Below are 18,950 nucleotides of genomic sequence, written 5' to 3'. Positions count from 1 at the left end.
CGGGTCAGCCGGAGGATCAGGCCTCGGTGAGCACCTTGTCGAGGAGGATCTCCGCCTCGTCCTTGGTGCTCTTTTCCGCAAGGGCGACCTCGCCGACGAGAATGTCGCGAGCCTTGGCCAGCATGCGCTTCTCGCCAGCCGACAGGCCCCGCTCCCGCTCCCGCCGCCACAGGTCACGGACAACCTCGGCCACCTTGAGCGGGTTGCCAGAGGCCAGCTTCTCCAGATTCGCCTTGTAACGCCGCGACCAGTTGGTCGGCTCCTCGGTGTGTGGAGCGCGGAGGACGTCGAAGACCTTCCCGAGGCCTTCCTCGCCAACCACCTCGCGCACGCCAACGATCTCGGCATTCTCGGCGGGCACCCGCACCGTCAGGTCACCCTGAGCGACCCTGAGGACGAGATACTGCTTTTCCTCGCCCTTGACGACCCGAGTCTCGATTGCCTCGATGAGTGCGGCCCCGTGGTGGGGGTAAACAACGGTCTCGCCGACACTGAAAACCATAGGTTCGAAACCCCTTTCGCTGTGTCTAGGGTAACACGCTCAGGCACCGATGTCCCGTCCCGGTCCTGACCGTTAGCGCAGCTCAGGGGCCCTGTGAGAGGCCTTTCTCCAGCTTGACAAGAGGATTCCATCGACCATCCGCCACGCAGAGTAACTCTCAAATCAGCAATGCGCGACGCCGGCCGGCGCTTCCGGACGCACGGTAAGGACCGGTGCCCCCTAGCGGTCCCACCCCTCGGTGCGAGACCCTAGAGGTTGACCCCGATCGACTTCGCGGCGTGCCGCTGGGGGGATATGGGAATCGTGGGCGACGGCAATGGTGGCACCCCGTCCGATGGCGGCGGACGCCCCGAAGGCGTGCCCGACCTGCCCCCGGAGTGGGGCACCGTGGTCATTCCCGACGACCTGAGCGCGCTGGCCGAAGAGTCCGCGGCGGTGCGCAAAGACCTGCGCCGCCAGGCCCGCCGAGACACCTGGCGACGGCGGCTCGGCTGGCCGGTCCGCGGCGGGCCCAGCCGGTCCTCTCTGCGCATCCCTTTGCTGATCATGGCGGTCGCGGTGCTCGCGACCCTTACCAGCCTCTTCGCGGTCACCTGGCCGGGCCGGCAGCAGGTGCCGCCGCCCGCCATCCGCCAGTCCGGCAGCGCCCCAGCGCCGACCCGCACGATGCCGGCGCTCGACCTCATCGACGTCGACGGATCCCCGGTCTCGCTGCGCGGCCTTCTGCCGGCCGCCGTGATGCTCACTGACGGTTGCGACTGCGCGCGGCTGATCGCCGACACCGCCGCGGCGGCGAAGCCGGGAGTCACCGTGGTCACCGTCGCGAAGACGTCCGCGCCGCCGCCGCGCGCCAGCACGCCCCGCGCGCCGGGGACGGGTGCCACGAGCATCCGCACGCTCGCCGATCCGACCGGCGAGCTTCGCGGGAGCCTCCAGCTCGGCACGCAGGGCACCGGCCAGGTGGCCACCGTGCTGCTGGTCGCCCGCACCGGCGAGATCGTCTCCACGGTGCCGGCGGCGTCGACCATCGACCAGTTTCGCGGAGACCTCGCCAAGCTCGGCTGAGCCACCAGGGCCTAGTCGACGTCGATGACCTGGAAGCCGACGTCGGCCGGCTCCGGACCGGGCCGGCGCACCGAGATCACCACATGGTCGCCCGCCGACACGAAGGCGAACGCGCTGAGATTGCCCTCGCAGTCGACCCGTTGGTGGACGTCACCCTCGACCGTGCCCCGGATCAGCACCGAGAGCTCACCCGGCCCGAGGCAGACGAACTGGAGCCGGTACTCGCCGTCCTTTTCCGACGGGACCTGCATCGACTGCGCCGTCTCGGGCTCGATGCGGCCGACCTCGCGGCGCACCGTGTTGTCGAACTCGGGCAGGAAGCTCTCCAGATCGTTTTCCACCTGCTCGGGCGCGATCTCCTCGGGCACCACGACCGGCGGGATCGCCTGGGGCGGCTCAGCCCCGATCTCCGGAGCGGCCGCCACCCACCAGGCCACCCCGGCGGCGAGCACCAGGGCGGCGCCAGCGCCCAGCACAGCCAAGCTCAGGCGCCCGTCCGTCCGCTCGCTCACTGCACCTCCGGGTTTGCTCGCTCGCGCGGCGCTGAAGGCGACTCGCTCGCTCACGGGGTGACTGTAGCGGCTGGCGCCGATGTCAGGTGTGCTCCAGAAGCGTCGCGTACAGCGTCAGGCCGGGGCCGAAGGCCAGCGCGACCACCCATTTCGGCGGGTCGGTCCGCTGCCGCATCGCCTCCAGGATCAGCAGCACGGTGGGCGAGGAGCAGTTGCCGTACTCGGAGAGGGTGGCGCGCGAGTCGCCGAGGGCCGTGGCCGGGAGGGCGAGCTCGCGTTCCACCACGTTGAGGATGCGCGGCCCGCCCGGGTGCACCGCCCAGCCGTCCACATCGGACAGCGTGAGGTCGTGCCGGGCGAGCAGGTCGTCGACGAACCGGCGTACGTGCATCGACAGCACCTGCGGCACCCGGGGCGAGAGGCCCATCCGGAAGCCCAGGTCGGTGACGTCCCAGGTCATGTGGTCCACGGCCGAGGTGTCGGTGACCGAGGCGACCTCGCGGACCGTGTACCCGCCGGTGCCACCGGGAAGGAGCACGGCGGCGGCCGCGGCGTCCGAGAAGAGCGCGTGGGCGACGATCTGCTGGGTGTCCACCCGCGCGGACGCGGGCTGTAGGTGCAGGCTCGTCAGTTCGTTGCAGAGCACCAGCGCCGGGCGGCCGCGGGCGGTCACGAAGTCGGCCGCCGCCCCGATCGTCGGCATCGCCGCGTAGCAGCCCATGTGCCCCACGAAGAGCCGCTGCGTGTCGCTCGCCATGCCCATGTCGCGGGCGAGCAGGATGTCCAGCCCCGGCGTGACGTAGCCGGTGCACGAGCAGACCGCGAAGAGCCCGATGTCGCCGGCGGAAACACCCGCGTCGACGAGCGCGCGGTCGACCGCTTCCTTGCCGAGCGGGAGAGCCTCGATCAGGTACCTCTGCATGCGGCGCTCGGTCGGCCAGCCGGACACGTCTTCGATCAGCGGGTTGGCGACCGCGTGGCGGGTGCGTACGCCGGCGTTGGCGAAAATCCGCTCGGCGAGCGCGCGGGTGCTCCCCGAGTAGTGGCTGGCGAAGAAGCCTCGCCACAGCTCGTCTTGGTGGGCCTGTGCGGGTACGGCGATCCCCAGGCCGGCGATCGTGGCTGGGCTCACCATCGCGGGTTGGTCCCCTCGCGGTCCGGGTCGCCGCCGATCGCCGCCACACCCAGCCAGTCGGCGCACACGTCGGAGGTGGCCGGGTGCAGCGAGCCGCAGCGGGCGTCGCGGTAGAGGCGTTCGAGCGGATGGCCGCGGCGGGTGGCCGAGGTGCCGGCCGCCTCCAGCATCGACGCACCGACCTCGGCCGCGGTGGTGCCGGCCAGCAGCTTCGCGCGCCACACCCAGCGGTTGGTCTCCTCGGCGCCGGGCTCCTCGTCGACCCGGCGGGCGGCCTCCGCCACGACCAGGCGGGTGGCCGCCACGGCCGCGTCGGCGCGACCGATCCGGGACCGCACCGACGGCAGCTCGGACACGCCGCGCTTGACCACGTGCGCGACCGCGGCGTCGACGGCCGCCTGCGCGACGCCGACGTACACGGCCGCGTAGCTCGCGATCAGCCAGTGCGGCATCAGCTGGGCGACGACGAGCGCCAGCCCTTCGACGCCGCCGAGCAGGGTGTCTTCCGGCACGACGGCGTCGATGTGCAGGTCGTGCGAGGCGGTCGCGCGCATGCCGAGCGAATCCCAGGTCTGCTCCACCCGCAGCCCGTCCACCGTCGCCGGCACCAGAAACTGCGACACCACCGACTGGTCGGTGGCGCTGCGCGCGGCTACCAGGTAGGCGTCGGCGTGGCCCGCGCCGGAGCAGAACGTCTTCGCGCCCTTGATGTGGTAGCCGCCGTCGACCGGCTCGTAGATCGTGGCGAGCTTGGAGAGGCGGGAGCCGGCGCCGCGCTCGCTCATCGCCACGCCGTACCACGATCCGGCGGCCGCGCCGGCCAGCATCCGGTCGCGCGCGGCCAGCGCCTCGTCGGATACGCCCAGCGACTCGGCCACGTCTTCGTTGACCGCGCTCAGGGCACCGGTCACGGAGGCGTGCATGTTGAATACGAGGGCGGTCGCCCCGTTGCCCCGGGCCAGCTCGTAGGCAACGGTCGCGTACTCCGCGAAGCCAGCCTCCCGACCACCCAGCCGGCCCGGCACCATCAGCCCGAACAGCCCCGCGGCTCGTAGGTCGGCGAAGTCGTCGACCGGAAACGTGCCGTCCCGATCGTGTTCCGCCGCCCGCGCCGCCAGCCTCGGCGCCAACCGCCGCGCAGCCGCTATCGCGTCACCCGCCATTGCCTGCCCCTCTCCTGGGCGCTAGCCCTTCTTGATGCCCCGCCCCTGGTAGAGAATCGCGGCCGACCAGGTCGGGACGATCCGGCCGCGACCACCACCAATCCCGGCCAGCCAGGCGACCAGCCCTGGCACGCTCGGGCGTACGCCGCGAACGGCGAGCGCCACCCCGTGCCGAGCGCACTCGCGCTCTAATACCCGCGGATCGACGAAGAGTGCGGGGTCGTGCAGGCCGCGTGGTACGCCGCGGACGCGCTCGGCGAGCGTCACGGCGACGAGCCGGCTCAGCGCGGTGGAGTTGAGGGTGTCGAGCACGAGCAGGCCACCGGGACGCAGCACGCGGCACGCCTCGGCGACGGCGCGGGGTAGGTCCGGGACGTGTTCGAGGATCTCGCCCGCGACCACGACGTCGGCGCTGCCGTCGGCGAGCGGGAGGGCGCCGGCGTCGGCCCGGACCGGCGTGAGGCCGTGGTCCGCGGCGTGCTCGAGCGCGGACGTGGTGAGGTCGAGCCCGATGTGCCGGTAACCCTTTCCGTGCAGGTGCGGGGTGAGGAGCCCGCCACCGCAGCCCACGTCGGCGAGGATCGCGCCCGGTCGCGACGCCGGCGGCACGAGCCGCGCGCGGGCCTCGGCCAGCCAGTGCAGGATCGCGAAGGCGCCTTCGGGCCGCCACCATTCCCCGGCAAGATCGTCGTACTGCCGGGGATCATTGCGCGGCAGGATGCGCATGGGTTCGAGCGTGGCACGACTCCCCGGTAACGGCCAGACTTCCCGGTATGCGTAAGCCGTGGGCTCTCCTGCGCGCCAGCCACCCGGAGCCGGGTGCGGCCGTGACCGTCGCCGCCACCCTCCTCGCCATCGGTGCCGGCCACAGCGCCGCCGGTGCCGCCCTGGTCGGCCTCACCGTCCTCGCCACCCAGCTCGCCGTGGGCTGGACCAACGACTGGCTCGACGCCGAGCGGGACAGGGCGGTGGGGCGCACCGACAAGCCGCTCGCCGCCGGTGCCGTGAGCCGCCGCGCGGTGGGCATCGCCGGTCTGCTGGCCGCCGCCGCGACCCCGCTGCTCGGGCTCGCGTCCGGGCTGCCGGCCGCGGTCACGATTACGGCGGCCCTGGTCAGCGCGCTGCTCTACAACTGGCCGCTCAAGTTCACGCCGGCCTCGGTGGTGCCGTACGCGTTCTCGTTCGCGGCGCTGCCAGCGTTCGTCATCCTGGCTCTGCCGGACGCGCCCCGGCCGCCGCTGTGGATCGTCACCGCCGGTGGCCTGCTCGGCGCCGGCGCGCACTTCGCCAACGTGCTGCCCGACCTCGACGACGACGAACGCACCGGCGTGCGCGGGCTGCCGCACCGCATCGGGCCGGTCTGGTCACGCGCGGCCGCCGCCGGGCTGCTCTTCGCGGCGACGGTCACCCTCGTCTTCGGCCCGCCCGGACGCCCCAGCTGGTACGGCATAGCGGCCGTCGCCGCCGCCGTCGTGGTCCTACCCGCGGGGTGGTACGCGGGCCGCCTCGCCTCATCCCGCGGCGCCCGCCCGGTGGCGGTCTTCCGCGCTGTGCTGGTCGTGGCCCTGATCGACGTCCTGCTGCTCGTCACCAGCGGTCGTGTGGTCTGAGCCGGCGTTCGTCCGACACAAGTGGCGGGCCAGGCGCGAACGGGCGATCACGGGCAACTACGCTGGGCCCCGGTCAGACACGACAGGGAGGACCGACGTGAGGCGCTCGATGACGCTGCTTGCCGGCGCGGCCGTGATGACCGCCCTGCTGGCATCGGGGTGCGGCGCAGGACAGATCGCCGAGACGGCCGAGCAGGTGCCGGCGGTGCCTGGTGCCAACGGCCAGGTCGATGTGCCCGGCGGCACCGTGTCGGTCCGCAACGCGATGGTCGTCTACCACGCCGGGGGCTACGAAAAGGGCGAGGACGCCCCCCTTGAGCTGCACATCTTCAACGACACGGACAAGCCGGTAACGGTGACCGTGACGAGCGAGTCGGCCGAGTCGGTCTCCCTCGTCGCGGGCTCGAAGGGCACACCGTCGCCATCGGCTTCCCCCTCGGCCTCCCCGACGCCCACCACGTCGCCCACACCCACCGCCACGGCGACCGCGACGGCGACCGCGACGGCGACACCGAGCGGCACACCGACCGCAGAGCCGACGCCGAGCGCTGAGCCGACGCCGAGCGAGGCGCCCGCGCGGCCCGTGACGATCGAGATCGCCGCCGGCAGCTTCGCGGTGCTCAGTCCGAACGGCACGCAGTTCGTCCAGCTGATCGGGCTCAACGACGAGCTGACCGGTGGCAAGAGCGTCAAGCTGACCTTCGACGTCGGCGGCGCCACGCTGCCCTTGGAGGTGCCGCTGGGCGTGCCGCTCACGCCGGTGCCCCGGGGCTCGGCAGAGCCGGGCGAAGGCGAGCACTGAGCGCCTTTTCGTCGTACCCGCTGGTTAGCGTGCCCGCGTGACGACGTCGAGATCGATCCCGCGCGGCCCGGCCAAGGCCCGCCCCGCGGCGCGTGAGCCGCGCCCGGCGTATGAGTGCGACGCCTGCGGGCACCAGCCACCCAAGTGGGTCGGTCGCTGCCCCGAGTGCGGTGAGTGGGGTTCGGTCGTCGAGTCCACCGTGACCGGTCCGATGGCGGCCGGGCGCGTGGTCAGCTCGCGGATGCCGGCGGAGCCGGCCCGGCCGATCGCGGAGATCAGCGCCACGCCGGCCCGGGCCCGCCCCACGGGGGTGACCGAGCTCGACCGGGTGCTCGGCGGTGGCCTCGTGCCCGGCGCGGTCGTGCTGCTCGCCGGCGAGCCCGGCGTCGGCAAGTCGACGCTGCTGCTCGACGTCGCCCAGCAGTGGGCGGCCGGCGCGGGCAGCCCGTCGCTCGTGGTCAGCGGCGAAGAGTCGGTGAGCCAGGTGCGCCTGCGGGCGGAGCGGATGGGCACGCTCCACGAGCAGCTCTACCTCGCCTCCGAGAGCGACCTGAGCGCCGTGCTCGGCCACCTCGACGCGGTCCAGCCCGGCCTGCTGGTGCTCGACTCCGTGCAGACCATCTCCATGCCGGGCACCGAGGGCGTGCCGGGCGGGGTCACCCAGGTGCGTGCGGTCACCGCCGCGCTCGTCGCGGTCGCCAAGGAGCGGGGCATCGCCACGATCCTGGTCGGCCACGTCACAAAGGACGGTCAGGTCGCCGGCCCCCGGGTGCTGGAGCACCTCGTCGACGTCGTCCTGCACTTCGAGGGCGACAAGCACTCGTCGCTCCGGCTCGTGCGCGGGGTGAAAAACCGGTTCGGCACCGCCGACGAGGTGGGCTGCTTCGAGATGCACGAGAGCGGCATCTCCAGCCTGCCCGACCCGTCCGGCCTCTTCCTTACCCGGTCCAACGAGGCGGTGCCGGGCACCTGCGTGACCGTCGCGATGGAGGGGCGCCGCGCGCTGGTCACCGAGGTGCAGGCGCTGATCGGCGCGGCGGTGCCCGGCTCACCCCGGCGCACCGTGTCCGGGCTCGACAGTGCCCGCCTCGCCATGGTGCTGGCCGTCCTCCAGCGCCGCACCGACAGCCTCAAGCTGCACGACCGCGAGGTCTTCGCGGCCACGGTCGGCGGCATCCGCGTGGTCGAGCCGGCCGCCGACCTGGCCGTCGCGCTCGCCGTGGCCTCCGGGGGTCTCGACCTCGCGGTCGCGCCGCACCTCGTGGCGATCGGCGAGGTGGGGCTCACCGGAGAGGTCCGCCGCGTGGGAGCGGTCCCGCGGCGGCTGGCCGAAGCGGCTCGGCTCGGCTTTACGTTCGCGCTGGTGCCGGCGGGTTGCGGGCCTGACGCGACGGGCGTGCGCACCAAGGGCATGCGGGTCGTCGAGGTGGCAAATGTGCGGGCAGCGCTACAGTGGGCGGCACGCGCCTCTGCCGAGTAGCGTCACGCGTCAGATTCTCGACGTCACGCTACGGATCTGCCGCCGAACCGCAACAGCACAGGTCGGATGACGGTCCGTAGACTGTGCCCGTGCCGATCGACCGCGATGCGAATAGAACCGCCGCCGCCAGCCTGGCCGGCCGCGCGGGCGTGGTCGGCTCGCCCGCGCGCACTGTCAGCGCTGGAGCGGCCGCCCCGCCCGGCCCGGCAGCCGGCCCAGCCCCGGGAGGTGATCCCCTGCGCGCCAATCTGGCGTTGATGGCGCCAGGCACCGCCCTGCGCGACGGGCTGGAGCGGATCCTGCGGGGCCGCACCGGCGCGCTGATCGTCCTCGGCTACGACAAGGTGGTCGAGTCGCTGTGCACCGGCGGCTTCCCCCTAGACGTGGAGTTCTCGGCCACCCGCCTGCGCGAGCTGTGCAAGATGGACGGTGCGGTCGTGCTCTCCAGCGACGGCACCCGCATCGTGCGCGCCGCGGTGCACCTCATGCCCGATCCGTCCATCCCGTCCGAGGAGTCGGGCACGCGTCACCGCACCGCTGAGCGGGTCGCCAAGCAGACCGGCTTCCCGGTGATCTCGGTAAGCCAGTCGATGCGCATCATCGGGCTGTACGTCAACGGCCAGCGCCACGTCCTCGACGACTCGGCCGCGATCCTCTCCCGGGCCAACCAGGCGCTCCAGACGCTGGAGCGCTACAAGCTGCGGCTCGACGAGGTGTCCGGCACGCTCTCCGCGCTGGAGATCGAAGATCTGGTGACCGTGCGCGACGCGGTGGCCGTGGTGCAGCGCCTCGAGATGGTCCGCCGGATCGCCGACGAGATCGCCGGTTACGTGGTGGAGCTGGGCACCGACGGCCGGCTGCTGGCCCTCCAGCTCGACGAGCTGATGGCCGGCGTCGACGCCGACCGCACGCTCGTCATCCGCGACTACCTGCCGGCCGGGCGCAAGGCCCGCACGCTCGACGAGGCGCTTGTCGAGCTCGACCTGCTGACGGCCACCGAGATGATCGACCTCGTGGCGGTCGCCAAGGCGATCGGCTACCCGGGCGCCTCCGACTCGCTCGACGCGGCGGTCAGCCCGCGGGGGTTCCGGCTGCTGGCCAAGGTGCCCCGCCTGCCCGGCACCGTCGTCGACCGCCTGGTGGGCCACTTCGGCAGCTTGCAGCGCCTGCTCGGCGCCACAGTCGAAGACCTACAGGCCGTCGACGGAGTCGGCGACGCGCGGGCGCGCGGTGTCCGCGAGGGCCTTTCCCGCCTTGCCGAAGCCTCGATCCTGGAGCGCTACGTCTAAACCCGCTCTGCTATGTGAGCGTGAGCTTGACCGGGGTGCTGAGGTCGGTGCCCAGCCGGCCGAAGACCTGGTATTCGCCAGGGTCGGGGGCTTTGCCGGTGGCCGCGCCGTTTTGGCAGCCGGTGCTCTGGCGACCGTTCCAGGTGGCCTGAAACGCCATCTCGTGGTCGGGCGGGAAGGGCTTTATCTCCGAGCCGCGGAAGGTGCTGCACCGGTCGGACGACCAGATGACCTGCGCGCCCTTCTTGATGTAGATCTCCTGCTCGTCCGGGCCGACGTCGCGGTCGCACTGGCGGTTGGACTCATTTTTGATCCGCAGCTTGATCACGATGGTCTGGCCGGCGGGCGCGTTGGTGAGGCTCGGCGCCGCCGTGACCTTGATCTCGGCGTCGGTGCAGCCGCCCGCAGGTGGCTGGGCGGGTGCGCCGGTCGTGGCTGCGGGCGGCGCGACCGGCGCGCCGGTGGTGGGCGCCTGGCTCGGCGGCGGCGTGGCCGACTGCTCGGTGTCCGGTGCGGCCGGTGCCTCGCTGGTCTTGACGGTCGGGGTGCTGGTGGCGCTGGTCTTGGCCGCCCCGGAGCCGCCACCGCCACGGCACGTGGTGAAGAGCACCAAGAGGACGATGAACAGGGCACCGAGCACAATGGCGCGACGCCGCCAATAGACGGCGGAAGGAAGGGGACCAACCGTCAGTCTCATGATGCCCTCACGGTATAGGGGTGGACCGCGAGGATCCTGGCGACGCGCCGCCCTACAGGTAAACCTTGCGTTGGTGGATCGCGTGGGCGCCGGCGACGCGGTCGAGAAAGAGGCGGCCGGCGCAGTGGTCGATCTCGTGCTGTAGCGCCCGTGCCTCGAACGCGTCGGTGGTGAGCCGCACCTGCGCGCCCGTGCCCGGGAGCGCGGCCTCCACCACCACCCGCGCGGCGCGCTTCACGTCGCCGGTCAGGTCGGGCACCGACATGCAGCCCTCACGGCCTGGTCGCCAGCGGCTCGCCTCGACCACCTTGGCGTTGCAGAGGGCGAACGCGCCGTGCACCGTGGCCGCCTTCGGATGACCGGTGACGTCGACCACGAAGACCTGCGCGGAGACGCCTACCTGCGGCGCGGCCAGGCCCACGCAACCGGGCGAGACACGCATCGTGGCCATCAGGTCGGCGGCGAGGCGCACAACCTTCGGGTCGCTGGGGTCGACCTCGGGGCCGGGCCGGCTCAGCACCGCGTCGGGTGCGGTCACCACCGGCAGCACCTCGCCCGGGTCGCCGAGCGCGTCCGGAGTCCAGCCGTGGAACGGACCTGTCACAGGACATCCGTCTCCGTGGGGCGGAGCGTGACCTCGACGTCCATCCCGGCGGCGACCTCGGCCAGCCGCTTGGCGACCCGGTCGGCCGTGCCGGCCGGGAGGTCCACTTCGGCGACGAGCACGTAGAGCGGGCCGGTCAGCCGGGTGGTGAGGTCGGTGATGTTGGCGCCGGCCTCGGCGAGCACGCGGGTCACGGCCGCGACGATGCCGAGCCGGTCGGCACCGTGCACGCTCATCAGGTAGGGCTCGCCCGCGGCGGCCGCCTCGACCTCGCTGCCGACCTCCCGTACCGTCGCGAGCAGCCGGCCGTCGGCGGCGAGTGGGCCGAGCGCGGCCTCGACCTCGGCGGCACCGGGACCGCTGCACACCAGCGTCCACGTGAAGTGGCCGCGCAGGCGAGTCATCGTCGAGTCGGTCAGGTTGGCGCCGAGCCGGGCGAGGGCCTCGGAGACGTCCGCGACGATGCCCGGACGGTCCTGGCCGATCACGGTGATCGCAAGCTCGTTCACGGGTGGGAGTCTGCCCCATGTGACCGGTCGTGGCAGGATCGACCCGCTGTTTGCTGGTGGTGCTCGTCGCGTCGCGGGCCCGCGACGCGACGAGCACCCGCCTTGGGAGTGGAATGCCTGAGACCGACCTGGCCGACGCGGCCATCGAGTGGTTTGACGCCAACGCCCGCGACCTGCCGTGGCGCGCGCCGGGCACCACCGCCTGGGCCGTGCTCGTCAGCGAGATCATGCTCCAGCAGACGCCGGTGGCGCGGGTACTGCCGGCGTACCACGCGTGGCTGGCGCGCTGGCCCGAGCCGGCGGCGCTCGCGGCCGACACACCCGCCGAGGCGATCCGGATGTGGGGACGGCTCGGCTACCCCCGCCGGGCGATGCGGCTGCACGAGTGCGCGCTGGCGATCGTGGCGCGGCACGGTGGCCAGGTGCCCGCCGATCTCGACGCGCTGCTCGCGCTGCCGGGCGTGGGGGCGTACACCGCGCGGGCCGTGGCGGCGTTCGCGTACGGGCAGCGGCAGCCGGTGGTGGACACCAACGTGCGGCGGTTCGTGGCCCGGGCCAGCCGCGGCAAGCCGGACGCCGGCCCCAGCACCACGCCCGCCGACCTGGCCGACACCGAGGCGCTCCTGCCGGTCGAGCCGGGCCGGGCGGCGCGGGCGAGCGCGGCGTTCATGGAGATCGGTGCCGTGGTGTGCACCGCGCGGGCGCCACGCTGTACGGACTGCCCGGTGGTGGAGCTGTGCGGCTGGCGGGCGGAGGGCCGGCCGGCGCCGACCGGTCCGACTCGCCGGCCGCAGCAGTACGCGGGCACGGACCGCCAGGTTCGCGGGCTGTTGCTGGCCGTGCTGCGCGAGGCGCACGGGCCGGTGCCAGCGGAGCGGCTGGACCTGGTCTGGGCGGACGCGGTGCAGCGTGACCGCGCACTGCGGAGCCTGCTCGACGACGGCCTTGTGTCGACGGCCGGCGAGGGCCGCTACGCGCTGGCCGGCGAGGCATAGCAAAGGGGCGGCCCCTCTCGGAACCGCCCCTTTTCGAACCTGTCTTTACTCAGCTGCCTCAGCGGCGCTGCCGAGGTCGGCGGGCACCGCGTCGGGCACCTCGACCGGCTTGTCCGCACCGCGGAACACGAGCTTGGACTTGTCGACGTCGGCCGGGTCGCCCTCGCAGTCGACGACCACGATCTGGCCCGGCTTGAGCTCGTTGAACAGAATCCGCTCGGAGAGGTTGTCCTCGATGTCCCGCTGGATCGTGCGACGCAGCGGCCGAGCACCAAGCACCGGGTCGAAGCCCTTCTTCGCCAGGTACCGCTTGGCGTTGTCGGTCAACTCCATGCTCATGTCCTTGTTGCGCAGCTGGGTCTCGATCCGGGCGATCATGATGTCCACGATCTCGAGGATCTCGTCCTCCTTCAGCTGGTGGAACACGATCGTGTCGTCGATCCGGTTGAGGAACTCCGGCCGGAAGTGCTGCTTGAGCTCGTCGTTGACCTTCTGCTTCATCCGCTCGTAGTTGGACTCCGAGTCTTCGGATGCCTGGAAGCCCAGCGAGACGGCCTTGGCCACGTCGCGGGTGCCCAGGTTGGTGGTCAGGATGATCACCGTGTTCTTGAAGTCGACGATGCGGCCCTGACCGTCGGTCAACCGACCATCTTCCAGGATCTGGAGCAGCGTGTTGAACACATCCGGGTGAGCCTTCTCGATCTCGTCGAACAGCACCACCGAGAACGGCCGCCGGCGCACCTTCTCGGTCAGCTGACCACCCTCGTCGTAACCGACGTAACCGGGAGGCGCACCCACCAGCCGGGACACCGTGTACCGGTCGTGGAACTCGGACATGTCCAGCTGGATCAACGCGTCTTCGCTGCCGAACAGGAACTCCGCCAGCGCCTTGGACAGCTCGGTCTTACCCACACCGGACGGACCGGCGAAGATGAACGAGCCCGAAGGCCGCTTCGGGTCCTTCAACCCGGCCCGGGTACGCCGGATGGCCTTGGAAACCGCCTTGACCGCGTCTTCCTGACCGACGACCCGCTTGTGCAGCTCGTCTTCCATCCGCAGCAGCCGGGAAGTCTCCTCCTCGGTCAGCTTGTACACCGGGATGCCGGTCCAGTTGGCCAGCACCTCGGCGATCTGCTCGTCGTCGACCTCGGACACGACGTCGAGGTCGCCGGCCTTCCACTCCTTCTCCCGCTGCGCCTTCTGACCGAGCAGCTGCTTTTCCTTGTCACGCAGCTGGGCGGCCCGCTCGAAGTCCTGCGCGTCGATCGCGGACTCCTTGTCGCGGCGCACCTGGGCGATCCGCTCGTCGAAGTCACGCAGGTCTGGCGGCGCGGTCATCCGGCGGATGCGCATGCGGGCACCGGCCTCGTCGATGAGGTCGATCGCCTTGTCCGGCAGGAACCGGTCGGAGATGTAGCGGTCGGCGAGCGTCGCGGCCGCCACCAGCGCGGCGTCCGTGATCGAGACTCGGTGGTGGGCCTCGTAGCGATCACGCAAACCCTTGAGGATCTCGATGGTGTGCGCCAGCGAGGGCTCACCAACCTGGATCGGCTGGAAGCGCCGCTCGAGCGCCGCGTCCTTTTCGAGGTGCTTGCGATATTCGTCAAGCGTCGTCGCGCCGATGGTCTGGAGCTCGCCGCGGGCCAGCATCGGCTTGAGGATGCTCGCCGCGTCGATCGCGCCCTCGGCGGCGCCGGCGCCGACCAGAGTGTGGATCTCGTCGATGAAGAGGATGATGTCGCCCCGGGTGCGGATCTCCTTGAGCACCTTCTTGAGGCGCTCCTCGAAGTCACCGCGGTAGCGGGAGCCGGCGACCAGCGCACCGAGGTCCAGCGTGTAGAGCTGCTTGTCCTTGAGCGTCTCGGGCACCTCGCCCTTGATGATCCGCTGGGACAGGCCCTCCACGACGGCGGTTTTGCCCACGCCGGGCTCGCCGATCAGGACCGGGTTGTTCTTGGTGCGGCGGGAGAGCACCTGCATCACCCGCTCGATCTCCTTCTCGCGCCCGATGACCGGGTCGAGCTTGCCCTCGCGGGCCGCCTGGGTCAGGTTGCGACCGAACTGGTCCAGCACCAGGGAGGTCGACGGGGCGGCCTCGCCCGCGGCGGCGCCGGCCGCGGCCGGCTCCTTGCCCTGGTAGCCGGACAGGAGCTGGATCACCTGCTGGCGCACCCGGTTGAGGTCGGCGCCGAGCTTGACCAGCACCTGGGCGGCGACGCCCTCACCTTCCCGGATCAGCCCGAGCAGGATGTGCTCCGTGCCGATGTAGTTGTGACCGAGCTGCAACGCCTCACGCAGCGAGAGCTCAAGGACCTTCTTGGCCCGCGGCGTGAACGGGATGTGCCCGCTCGGCGCCTGCTGACCCTGGCCGATGATCTCTTCCACCTGCTGGCGGACGCCCTCCAGGGAGATGCCGAGGCTCTCCAGAGCCTTGGCCGCGACGCCCTCACCCTCGTGGATGAGACCCAGCAGGATGTGCTCCGTGCCGATGTAGTTGTGGTTGAGCATCCGGGCTTCTTCCTGAGCCAGGACGACAACCCGTCGCGCTCGGTCGGTGAACCGCTCGAACATGCCCTCGTGCTCCTCACGTGCCGTGCGCCATGATCTTGGCGGGGCCAGCGCCGGGGACGCCCCGTCGGAGCGCCCGTGTCAATACTCTATCGCCGCGGACCGACTCTGCTTGTGCCGTGCGTGCCGGACTGGCCCACGTCCGCGACCTTTTCCCCAACTGTGCGCCCTGGAGCGCTGTTTCCCCGACCCGACCGCTACGCGGAGAGCGAAATCCACAGCTCACCCATGCGGTCATCCACAGCCTGTGGACAACAGTGTCCACCTGTGGACAACGGGGGTGGGATCGACGGGTCACGGTCCGGCGACAGATGCGACCCGTACCGGGTAGGCAACGCCACGGGCCTCCGGCGAATTCCGGCCGAATTCGCTGGAGGCCCGTGGGGCTGCCCGCGGGGAGCCACCCCGCAGATGCGGGCGGGCCCGCGGCGCGCACTGCGCCACGGGCCCGTTGCCGGGTCCGGTCGCGACGGCGAGGCTCAGCGGCCCGCCTTCGCGTGGTACTCGTCGACGATCTCCTGCGGGATCCGGCCCCGGTCGGAGATCTCCTTGCCTTCCTTCTTCGCCCAAGCGCGGATCGCCTTGTTTTGCTCGCGATCGGCCGCTGCTCCACCACGACCACGCGCGGCACGCCCACCGACCACGACACCGCCGCGCCCGATCTTTGAACCGGCCGCCGCGTATGGGGCGATTGCCTCCCGCAATTTGTCGGCGTTCTTCTTGGACAGGTCGATCTCGTACTGAACGCCGTCGAGCGAGAACTTGACGGTCTCGTCCGCGTCGCCGCCGTCGAGGTCGTCGACCAACTTGTGAATGATCTGCTTGGCCACGGGCCGCTATCCTTCCGAGCAGGTTCCTCCCGCAAACAAGAGAACAATAGCTTGGAAGACGCTCCACCCGTCAATAGGATCGAAGAAATCTACTCGGGGCGGACCAGCGGGTAGAGGATGGTTTCCCGAATACCCAGGCCGGTGAGCGCCATGAGGAGCCTGTCGATTCCCATTCCCATCCCGCCGGACGGCGGCATCCCGTATTCCATGGCCCGGAGGAAGTCTTCGTCCAACCGCATCGCCTCGTCGTCACCCTTCGCCGCCAACTGCGCCTGTCGCACCAGCCGTTCGCGCTGCTCAACGGGATCGACCAGCTCGGAGTAGGCGGTGGCGAGCTCGACGCCGAACGCGTACAGGTCCCACTTCTCGGCGAGGCCGGGCTGGTCACGATGGGCCCGGGTCAGCGGCGACGTCTCCTCCGGGTAGTCCATCACGAAGGTGGGGAGCACGAGGTTTGGTACGACGAGCTCCTCGAAGAGTTCCTCGGCGAGTTTGCCCGGCCCCCACTTGGGCGACACGGGCAGATTGTGCTTCTCTGCGTACTGAACCAGCCGGGCCATGTCCGTACGGACCGTTACCTCCTCACCGAGGGCCTCGGAAAGAACCCCGTAGAGGGTGACGGAGCGCCACTGACCGCCAAGGTCGTACTCAGCGCCGTCCGCATGCGTAACAACATAGGACCCAAAGGTCGCACGCGCGGCTTCCTGTACCAACTCGCGGGTCAGCGTGGCCATGGTGTTGTAGTCGGCGTACGCCTGGTACGCCTCCAGCATCGCAAACTCGGGAGAGTGCGATGAGTCAACTCCCTCATTCCGGAAGTTGCGGTTGATCTCGAAGACTCGTTCGATCCCACCAACCACACAGCGCTTCAGGAATAGCTCTGGTGCGATTCGCAGATACAGATCAGTATCCAACGCATTGCTGTGAGTTACGAATGGCCGGGCCGCGGCGCCACCGTGCAGCAACTGAAGCATCGGTGTCTCGACCTCGAGGAAGTCTCGTGAGTGAAGCGAGTCACGCAGGCTTCGCACCACCGTGGCCCGGGTGCGGACCGTCTCCCTCGCCTTCGGGCGCACGATCAAATCGACGTACCGCTGGCGGACCCGAGCCTCTTCACTCAATGGCCGGTGCGCCACGGGGAGCGGGCGGAGCGCCTTGGCCGTCATCGTCCACGTGTCGGCGAGCACGGAGAGTTCACCCCGGCGGCTCGTAATCACCTCTCCGGTGATGCCCACAAGGTCACCTAGATCGACGAGGCGCTTCCAATCTTCGAGCCGCTCGGTGCCGACCCGATCGAGCGAGAGCATCGCCTGGAGCTCGGTGCCGTCGCCGTCCCGCAGGGTGGCGAAACACAGCTTGCCGCTGTTGCGGATGAAGATGACGCGCCCGGTCACGGACACCGTGTCGCCGGTGGCCGTATCGGTGGGCAGCTCGGCGTACCGCTCCCGGATCTGCGCGAGCGTGGCAGTACGCGGGTAGCCCAGCGGGTACGGCTCCACCCCGTCGGCGAGCATGCGGTCCCGCTTGGACCGGCGCACCCGCATCTGCTCGGGTAGGTCCTCGGCGGGGTCAGCGGCGGCAGGAGTCGACTCAGTCACGGCACAGCTTTCTCAATTAAAGGCGAACGGATTCGCCACGAGGGTACTCGTAACCGGGCTTTGGGTACCGTCGATAACCGATGGCTGATCAAACTCAGGCCCTGTCGTTCGGGGCCGCCGCGGCGGAGTACGACCGGTTCCGACCCAGCTACCCCGTCGAGGCGGTGCGGTGGGCGGTGGGCAAACCGCCGCCGGCCGAGGTCGTCGACCTGGGCGCCGGCACGGGCAAGCTGACCCGGGTGCTCCTCGCGGCCGGATACAAGGTCACGCCAGTCGAGCCGGACGAGGGCATGCGCGCCCAGCTCACGGCTTCGAGCGAGGGCGAGGGCGAGCGCGTGGCCGCGGTGGCGGGTTTCGCCGAGTCGGTGCCGCTGCCGGATGCGAGCGCCGACGCGGTGGTGGCCGGGCAGGCATACCACTGGTTCGACCGGGAGCGCGCCCACCCGGAGATCGCCCGGCTGCTCCACCCGGGAGGCCGCTTCGGCGCGATCTGGAACCATCGCGACGACCGCGAGCCGTGGATAGCGGAGCTGTCCCGGATCACCCACGACACGCCCGACAACCGGGGCAACTTCGACCCCGAGCCGACCGTCGAGCTGGAGCTGAGCGACATGTTCGGGCCGACGGAGCGCAAGGAGTTCACGCACCACGAGACGCGTACGCCGGAGAGCCTCGTCGCGATGATCTCGACCCGGTCGTACTTCCTCACCTCTACCCCGGAGCGGCAGGCCGAGATCGTGGCGGGTGTGCGCGAGCTCACCGCCACCCATCCCGACCTCGCCGGGCGGGAGAGCTTCGAGGTGCCGTACCGCGTGATCGTCTTCAGGGCTCAGGTATTGCGCTCGTAGACCATGCGCAAGCCGATGAGCGTGATCATCGGCTCGTGGTGGGTGATCGTGCGGCACTCGTCGATCACGACCGGCGCCAGCCCGCCGGTGGCGATCACCGCGCGCAGCGGCCCCAGCTCCTCCGACATCCGGTTGATGATGTGGTCGATCAGGCCGGCGTACCCGAAGTACATACCCGCCTGTAGGCACTCCACAGTGTTTTTGCCGATCACCGAGCGCGGCTTCGCCGGCTCGACCTTGCGCAGCTGGGCCGCCCGCGCCGCGAGCGCGTCGAAGGAGATCTCGATGCCCGGCGTGAACGCGCCGCCCAGGAACTCGCCCCGGGCGCTGATCACGTCGAAGGTGTTGGTCGTGCCGATGTCGACGACGATCGAGGGCCCGCCGTAGATCGTGTACGCCGCAAGGGTGTTGACGACCCGGTCCGGGCCGACCTCCTTCGGGTTGTCGATCGCCAGCTGCACGCCGGTCTTCACGCCCGGCTCGACGATCACGGTGGGCACGTCGCCGTAGTAGCGGGCCAGCATCATGCGCAGCGAACGCAGCGCCGCGGGCACCGTCGAGCAGGCCGCCACGCCCGTGATCTCCACGGCGTCTCCGGCGAGCAGCCCGCGGTAGATAAGGCCCATCTCGTCGGCCGTCGAGCGGGCGTCGGTCTTGATCCGCCAGGAGTGGACCAGCTTGTCGCCGTCGAACGTGGCGAGCACCGTGTTGGTGTTACCGATGTCTATGCAGAGCAGCACGCG

At 70.9% G+C, this 18,950-nt stretch carries 19 protein-coding genes; 7 read left to right on the top strand and 12 right to left on the bottom strand.

What is annotated here, in order from left to right; translation table 11 throughout:
* Positions 1-16: 16 nt before the first annotated feature.
* Entirely contained in the window at positions 17-502 is a 486-nt protein-coding gene (locus ACTMTJ_RS24680) for a CarD family transcriptional regulator (protein WP_091551228.1), read from the bottom strand.
* Between the two features lie 303 nt (positions 503-805).
* On the opposite strand from ACTMTJ_RS24680, the gene ACTMTJ_RS24675 reads away from it, so the two are divergent.
* Entirely contained in the window at positions 806-1,567 is a 762-nt protein-coding gene (locus tag ACTMTJ_RS24675) for a hypothetical protein (RefSeq protein WP_441220083.1), read from the top strand.
* A gap of 11 nt (positions 1,568-1,578) precedes the next feature.
* Here ACTMTJ_RS24675 and ACTMTJ_RS24670 read toward each other — a convergent pair whose 3' ends face one another.
* The 4 genes from ACTMTJ_RS24670 to ACTMTJ_RS24655 all read right to left on the bottom strand — a co-directional run bounded on the left by ACTMTJ_RS24670 (position 1,579) and on the right by ACTMTJ_RS24655 (position 5,103).
* Positions 1,579-2,079, bottom strand: a complete 501-nt coding sequence (locus ACTMTJ_RS24670; RefSeq protein ID WP_441220082.1) for a DUF6023 family protein — start codon at positions 2,077-2,079, stop codon at positions 1,579-1,581.
* Between the two features lie 82 nt (positions 2,080-2,161).
* The gene (locus ACTMTJ_RS24665) at positions 2,162-3,214 is read right to left on the bottom strand and encodes a type III polyketide synthase (protein WP_441220081.1); all 1,053 of its coding nucleotides are present in this window, start codon (positions 3,212-3,214) and stop codon (positions 2,162-2,164) included.
* Entirely contained in the window at positions 3,208-4,377 is a 1,170-nt protein-coding gene (locus tag ACTMTJ_RS24660) for an acyl-CoA dehydrogenase family protein (protein WP_441220080.1), read from the bottom strand. Before ACTMTJ_RS24660 ends, ACTMTJ_RS24665 begins: the two co-directional genes overlap by 7 nt.
* Positions 4,378-4,398: 21 nt before the next feature.
* On the bottom strand, positions 4,399-5,103 hold the full coding sequence (locus tag ACTMTJ_RS24655) for a methyltransferase domain-containing protein (RefSeq protein WP_441220079.1): 705 nt from the start codon (positions 5,101-5,103) through the stop codon (positions 4,399-4,401).
* 47 nt (positions 5,104-5,150) lie between these two features.
* On the opposite strand from ACTMTJ_RS24655, the gene ACTMTJ_RS24650 reads away from it, so the two are divergent.
* The 4 genes from ACTMTJ_RS24650 to disA all read left to right on the top strand — a co-directional run bounded on the left by ACTMTJ_RS24650 (position 5,151) and on the right by disA (position 9,558).
* Positions 5,151-5,987 carry a UbiA family prenyltransferase gene (locus ACTMTJ_RS24650; protein ID WP_441220078.1) on the top strand — a complete coding sequence of 279 codons (837 nt, stop codon included), beginning with the start codon at positions 5,151-5,153 and terminating at the stop codon, positions 5,985-5,987.
* Between the two features lie 97 nt (positions 5,988-6,084).
* Positions 6,085-6,789 (top strand): hypothetical protein, encoded by a 705-nt coding sequence (locus tag ACTMTJ_RS24645; protein WP_441220077.1) that lies wholly within the window; start codon positions 6,085-6,087, stop codon positions 6,787-6,789.
* Positions 6,790-6,826: 37 nt separating this feature from the next.
* A complete protein-coding gene (gene radA, locus ACTMTJ_RS24640) occupies positions 6,827-8,269 on the top strand; it encodes a DNA repair protein RadA (RefSeq protein ID WP_441220076.1) in 1,443 nt (480 codons plus the stop codon).
* A gap of 89 nt (positions 8,270-8,358) precedes the next feature.
* A complete protein-coding gene (gene disA, locus ACTMTJ_RS24635; protein WP_441220075.1) occupies positions 8,359-9,558 on the top strand; it encodes a DNA integrity scanning diadenylate cyclase DisA in 1,200 nt (399 codons plus the stop codon).
* Between the two features lie 10 nt (positions 9,559-9,568).
* Here the strand turns inward: disA and ACTMTJ_RS24630 are convergent, their stop codons facing one another.
* The 3 genes from ACTMTJ_RS24630 to ACTMTJ_RS24620 are packed head-to-tail and all read right to left on the bottom strand — an operon-like array spanning position 9,569 to position 11,368.
* Positions 9,569-10,255, bottom strand: coding sequence for a hypothetical protein (locus ACTMTJ_RS24630; protein ID WP_441220074.1), 687 nt, complete (start codon positions 10,253-10,255; stop codon positions 9,569-9,571).
* A gap of 52 nt (positions 10,256-10,307) precedes the next feature.
* On the bottom strand, positions 10,308-10,859 hold the full coding sequence (locus tag ACTMTJ_RS24625) for a peptide deformylase (RefSeq protein ID WP_441220073.1): 552 nt from the start codon (positions 10,857-10,859) through the stop codon (positions 10,308-10,310).
* Positions 10,856-11,368, bottom strand: coding sequence for a glycine cleavage system protein R (locus ACTMTJ_RS24620; protein WP_441220072.1), 513 nt, complete (start codon positions 11,366-11,368; stop codon positions 10,856-10,858). The genes ACTMTJ_RS24625 and ACTMTJ_RS24620 overlap by 4 nt, the downstream gene beginning before the upstream one ends.
* A 113-nt stretch (positions 11,369-11,481) precedes the next feature.
* Here ACTMTJ_RS24620 and ACTMTJ_RS24615 point away from each other — a divergent pair, with 113 nt between their 5' ends.
* Positions 11,482-12,363, top strand: a complete 882-nt coding sequence (locus tag ACTMTJ_RS24615; RefSeq protein WP_441220071.1) for an A/G-specific adenine glycosylase — start codon at positions 11,482-11,484, stop codon at positions 12,361-12,363.
* Positions 12,364-12,408: 45 nt separating this feature from the next.
* On the opposite strand, the gene ACTMTJ_RS24610 is transcribed toward ACTMTJ_RS24615, so the two are convergent.
* The 3 genes from ACTMTJ_RS24610 to lysS all read right to left on the bottom strand — a co-directional run bounded on the left by ACTMTJ_RS24610 (position 12,409) and on the right by lysS (position 17,305).
* The gene (locus ACTMTJ_RS24610; RefSeq protein WP_441220070.1) at positions 12,409-14,934 is read right to left on the bottom strand and encodes an ATP-dependent Clp protease ATP-binding subunit; all 2,526 of its coding nucleotides are present in this window, start codon (positions 14,932-14,934) and stop codon (positions 12,409-12,411) included.
* A 476-nt stretch (positions 14,935-15,410) separates the two neighbouring features.
* Positions 15,411-15,761: a histone-like nucleoid-structuring protein Lsr2 gene (locus tag ACTMTJ_RS24605; protein WP_173057610.1), complete on the bottom strand. Its 351-nt coding sequence runs from the start codon at positions 15,759-15,761 to the stop codon at positions 15,411-15,413.
* 89 nt (positions 15,762-15,850) lie between these two features.
* The gene (gene lysS, locus ACTMTJ_RS24600; RefSeq protein WP_441220221.1) at positions 15,851-17,305 is read right to left on the bottom strand and encodes a lysine--tRNA ligase; all 1,455 of its coding nucleotides are present in this window, start codon (positions 17,303-17,305) and stop codon (positions 15,851-15,853) included.
* A gap of 134 nt (positions 17,306-17,439) precedes the next feature.
* On the opposite strand from lysS, the gene ACTMTJ_RS24595 reads away from it, so the two are divergent.
* Positions 17,440-18,207 carry a class I SAM-dependent methyltransferase gene (locus tag ACTMTJ_RS24595; RefSeq protein WP_441220069.1) on the top strand — a complete coding sequence of 256 codons (768 nt, stop codon included), beginning with the start codon at positions 17,440-17,442 and terminating at the stop codon, positions 18,205-18,207.
* On the opposite strand, the gene ACTMTJ_RS24590 is transcribed toward ACTMTJ_RS24595, so the two are convergent.
* Complete coding sequence (locus tag ACTMTJ_RS24590) at positions 18,189-18,947, bottom strand: type III pantothenate kinase (RefSeq protein ID WP_441220068.1); 759 nt, start codon at positions 18,945-18,947, stop codon at positions 18,189-18,191. The genes ACTMTJ_RS24595 and ACTMTJ_RS24590 overlap by 19 nt on opposite strands.
* Positions 18,948-18,950: the final 3 nt, after the last annotated feature.

This window comes from Phytohabitans sp. LJ34 (assembly GCF_052068095.1).
Lineage (GTDB): Bacteria > Actinomycetota > Actinomycetes > Mycobacteriales > Micromonosporaceae > Phytohabitans.
The sequence above is the reverse complement of the archived record's forward strand: the minus strand, read 5'-3'. Positions and strand labels throughout refer to the sequence as shown.

What these genes read in the sequence shown, in the direction of transcription:
- ACTMTJ_RS24680 (WP_091551228.1), bottom strand. Translation starts at nt 502, where the DNA reads ATGGTTTTCAGTGTCGGCGAGACCGTTGTTTACCCCCACCACGGGGCC.
- ACTMTJ_RS24665 (WP_441220081.1), bottom strand. Translation starts at nt 3,214, where the DNA reads ATGGTGAGCCCAGCCACGATCGCCGGCCTGGGGATCGCCGTACCCGCA.
- ACTMTJ_RS24660 (WP_441220080.1), bottom strand. Translation starts at nt 4,377, where the DNA reads ATGGCGGGTGACGCGATAGCGGCTGCGCGGCGGTTGGCGCCGAGGCTG.
- ACTMTJ_RS24655 (WP_441220079.1), bottom strand. Translation starts at nt 5,103, where the DNA reads ATGCGCATCCTGCCGCGCAATGATCCCCGGCAGTACGACGATCTTGCC.
- ACTMTJ_RS24650 (WP_441220078.1), top strand. Translation starts at nt 5,151, where the DNA reads ATGCGTAAGCCGTGGGCTCTCCTGCGCGCCAGCCACCCGGAGCCGGGT.
- ACTMTJ_RS24630 (WP_441220074.1), bottom strand. Translation starts at nt 10,255, where the DNA reads ATGAGACTGACGGTTGGTCCCCTTCCTTCCGCCGTCTATTGGCGGCGT.
- ACTMTJ_RS24615 (WP_441220071.1), top strand. Translation starts at nt 11,482, where the DNA reads ATGCCTGAGACCGACCTGGCCGACGCGGCCATCGAGTGGTTTGACGCC.
- ACTMTJ_RS24610 (WP_441220070.1), bottom strand. Translation starts at nt 14,934, where the DNA reads ATGTTCGAGCGGTTCACCGACCGAGCGCGACGGGTTGTCGTCCTGGCT.
- lysS (WP_441220221.1), bottom strand. Translation starts at nt 17,305, where the DNA reads ATGCGGGTGCGCCGGTCCAAGCGGGACCGCATGCTCGCCGACGGGGTG.
- ACTMTJ_RS24595 (WP_441220069.1), top strand. Translation starts at nt 17,440, where the DNA reads ATGGCTGATCAAACTCAGGCCCTGTCGTTCGGGGCCGCCGCGGCGGAG.